The organism is Amycolatopsis dongchuanensis (genome assembly GCF_039542405.1).
In the GTDB taxonomy this organism is placed as follows: domain Bacteria; phylum Actinomycetota; class Actinomycetes; order Mycobacteriales; family Pseudonocardiaceae; genus Amycolatopsis_E; species Amycolatopsis_E sacchari.
In genome coordinates this window covers 1-3,001 of the sequence record NZ_BAABIB010000014.1, presented here as the reverse complement: position 1 = coordinate 3,001, position 3,001 = coordinate 1, and the positions used below count along the sequence as shown (strand labels likewise).

Below are 3,001 nucleotides of genomic sequence, written 5' to 3'. Positions count from 1 at the left end.
CAACATGATCAACTACCGGACCGGCCAGCCGCCCACCGGGTTACGAGACATCCCTTAGGCTTACCACTATCGGTCCACCTGGAGCCTCCTCGTTCCAGACAGGATCGGGCAACGCGAGGTTTCGCCTGTTTAGAGCCGCCGCCTCAGGCCGCAGAGCCGTGTAATACATCGTGGCAAAGAAGGCGACTGATCTCGGACCACTCCGAGGGACTTCCCTGACAGCGGCAAGCAGCGTCCTCGCCTGGGTCGGATTGGGCACAGCACGCTTATCAACCTTCCGCCTACCCTTTGGCATTGAGGTCCACTTGACCTCTTTCAGCGGGTTCGAGTCGACAGGCGCAAACGGCTTTCCGTCGAGTCGCCGGGTAACAGCTCGCTCCAACTCCCGAAGCGTGTCTGCTTGCAGCACACTCCTGACAGGGAGGGAGTACTTCGAACACCAGCGGAGCACCTCGTCAACCTCACGCGGTAGCTCCTCACTACTCCGCAGCTCAGTGTTATAGGCCCACTGACGAAGAGCAGAACGGACCTTCTTCGCCTCCGGAGACTTTTGGGACTTCGGCACAAAAGCGGGCATCACACGAATCAGCGCTTCGGCGGTCGTTTGACGGGCTGTCGCCGCCGAGACTGGCCACTTCATATCCACATATCGACAGGTCAGGTCAAACCACGACATGCCTTCGCTACTACGAAGCGGATCTCGGCGTCGGCGAACTGGAGTGCGGCGACCGCGTCGGCGACGTCGGTCGGGTGTAGATCTGCGCCCGGGTCTTGGCCGCCCCGCCGGCCTTGAGAGTGGTCAGCACGATCCCGAGCAGGTCGACATCGAACCGTTCGAGCGTGCCGGTCACGTCGAGCTGGCCCGCGGCCAGTGCGGCGTCACCGACGGACTTCGCCGCGGCCTCGACAGGCTCGTCGGCATCGAACAGCCATCCCATCAGCGGATACACCAGATGCACGAGGTCAGCACGCGAAATCTCGCTGCCCCAGAGCCCGCAGCTGCCCGGCCACGTCGTGATCAGACACAGGAAGGTTGACCAGGGCAAGCGCGGCCACCACTCCGAAAGACATCTTAGGCGTTCAACGCGCTGCTGCGATCTCCCGGAGCACGCGCCTACTACGACCGCCAGCGCGCCCGCGGCGTCGGCCACAACCCCGCCCTGCGCCAACTGGCCAACCGGCTCGTCGGCATCCTGCACGGCTGCCTCAAAACCAGCACCCTCTACGACGAGACGACCGCCTGGCCGCATCATGTCAACTCGGCTGCGGCTTGACATTCAAGCTCCTCTGGGTCATCACGGCGTCGATGAGTCGGTCGTTGTGGACGAAGCGGGCCAGGGCGGCCTTCTTCTTCCCGGAGGCGCGGGTGATGGGGCTGGTGCCCGCGTAGTTCTTGCGGGCCTTCGCGCTGGCGTAGCGGTGCGGGTCGTCGCCGAACTGTGCGAGCACCCGGGCGCCGAGGATTGCCCGCGTCGCCCTACCCGGCCGAGCTGGCGGCCACGGTCGTGATCCCCAAGGCGAGCGTGACCGTCTACGTGCGCAACCTCGTCGCAAAAGGGTTCATGCGACGCGAGATCGACGACGCGGTCCTGCGGCGGCACCGGCTCGTACTGACCGCCGAGGGTGAGACGGCGCGACCGGGCGCTCGCGGCACTCGCGACGGAGTTCGACCGCAGGCTCGCGAGGATTGCGTCTCGCGATCGCACCGAGCTATGGCGGATCCTCCTGGCCCTGCTCGAGCCCGAGCAATAGTTCGTCCCGGCCGGAAGCCGTTCACGGCCAGGCCCCACCCGCGCGGGTGGGCGCGCCTCGGGCAAGATGTGCCGGCCAGGTCTTGCGTCGCGACTCGCGGAAGGAGGCGATGAAGTGTTTCGCGAAGTCCCGGTGCTTCCGGTGGTAGTTCCCCTCGCGGCAGCGATCTTCCTGACCCTGCTGTGGTACCTGCATCGCCGCGAGCGCCTCTCGGTACCGCGTGCCGCCGTCGCTCTTGCACTCTGTGTCTACGCCGCCGGTGTCGTCGCGAACACAGTGTTCCCGATCTTCTTGAACAAGCCCGCCCGCAGCGCGTTGTGGAAGGTCTACCTCGTGCCGCTCGCGGACTACGAGGTCGGCGACGCGGTGACGAACATCCTGGTCTTCGTACCTGTGGGGATACTCGTGCCGCTGCTTATAGGCAAAGCTTCCTGGTGGCGCGTGGCGGCCCTGGCAGCGGCGTTCAGCCTGGCGGTCGAGCTGGCCCAGCTGGTCACGGGGAACCTCTTGGGCGGCGGCCATGTGGCCGACGTGAACGACCTGCTCTTCAACGTGGCCGGCGCTGTGCTCGGTTTCGGCCTGTTCTCCGCGCTGTCTCGGGTGCCGGCCGCTGCCGTTCACATCAACCGGTTCCGCTGGCGCTGACCCGCGGCCCGGAGGCGCAGAACGGACGGGGGCACTTGCCGAGGGCACCACCGGCAGGCGGGCCACGTGGAAGGGGTCCGTGACAAGTGCCCCCCCGCTGGGTCAGGCCCGGGCGGAGCCCGACCAGTTGACCAGCAAACCGGAGAGCACGGATTCGATGAGCACGCGGTAACTGCGGTCGACATCGCGGGGCAGCCCGAACGCGCCTGAGCTTTCCAGACTCGCGAAACCGTGCATCGCCGACCGCAAGGCGCGGGCGGCGTCGATCGCGTCGGTGTCGTGCAGCCCGAACCCGGCGAGGATGTCCAAGAGGGCGCGCAGTGATTCGTCGCTCACGCGTCGGTCCTCCTCGTCGTCCGCCGCGGGTGCGTGAAGGGAGGCCGCGTAGCGGCCGGGGTGTGCCAGGACCCAGCGGCGGTACGCGTCGGCGAACGCGTAGATCGCCGACGCGCCCGCCTTGCCGACCGCCGCTCTGGCCGCGGCGCCGCCGAGTTCACCCCCGGTGGTCATCGCGAGCACCCTGCTCGGGGTTGCAGCGCAGCCCGAGCCTCACTGCTGGTCCGTTCAAGGACGGGGCGCACCTTCCACGGCGGCAGGGTCGAGG

The 3,001-nt window shown here is 67.1% G+C and carries 2 protein-coding genes and 2 pseudogenes; 2 read left to right on the top strand and 2 right to left on the bottom strand.

Going from position 1 to position 3,001, the window contains the following annotated elements; all coding sequences use genetic code 11:
- Positions 1-1,076: 1,076 nt before the first annotated feature.
- Positions 1,077-1,274: pseudogene (locus tag ABFX51_RS02680) on the top strand (IS110 family transposase); the annotation flags it as partial.
- A 22-nt stretch (positions 1,275-1,296) separates the two neighbouring features.
- Here ABFX51_RS02680 and ABFX51_RS02675 read toward each other — a convergent pair.
- Positions 1,297-1,464 (bottom strand): annotated as a pseudogene (locus ABFX51_RS02675) (transposase); the annotation flags it as partial.
- Between the two features lie 402 nt (positions 1,465-1,866).
- Here ABFX51_RS02675 and ABFX51_RS02670 point away from each other — a divergent pair.
- Positions 1,867-2,397 carry a VanZ family protein gene (locus ABFX51_RS02670; protein ID WP_346051853.1) on the top strand — a complete coding sequence of 177 codons (531 nt, stop codon included), beginning with the start codon at positions 1,867-1,869 and terminating at the stop codon, positions 2,395-2,397.
- A 102-nt stretch (positions 2,398-2,499) separates the two neighbouring features.
- Here the strand turns inward: ABFX51_RS02670 and ABFX51_RS02665 are convergent, their stop codons facing one another.
- Positions 2,500-2,907: a TetR-like C-terminal domain-containing protein gene (locus tag ABFX51_RS02665; RefSeq protein ID WP_346051851.1), complete on the bottom strand. Its 408-nt coding sequence runs from the start codon at positions 2,905-2,907 to the stop codon at positions 2,500-2,502.
- Positions 2,908-3,001 lie beyond the last annotated feature (94 nt).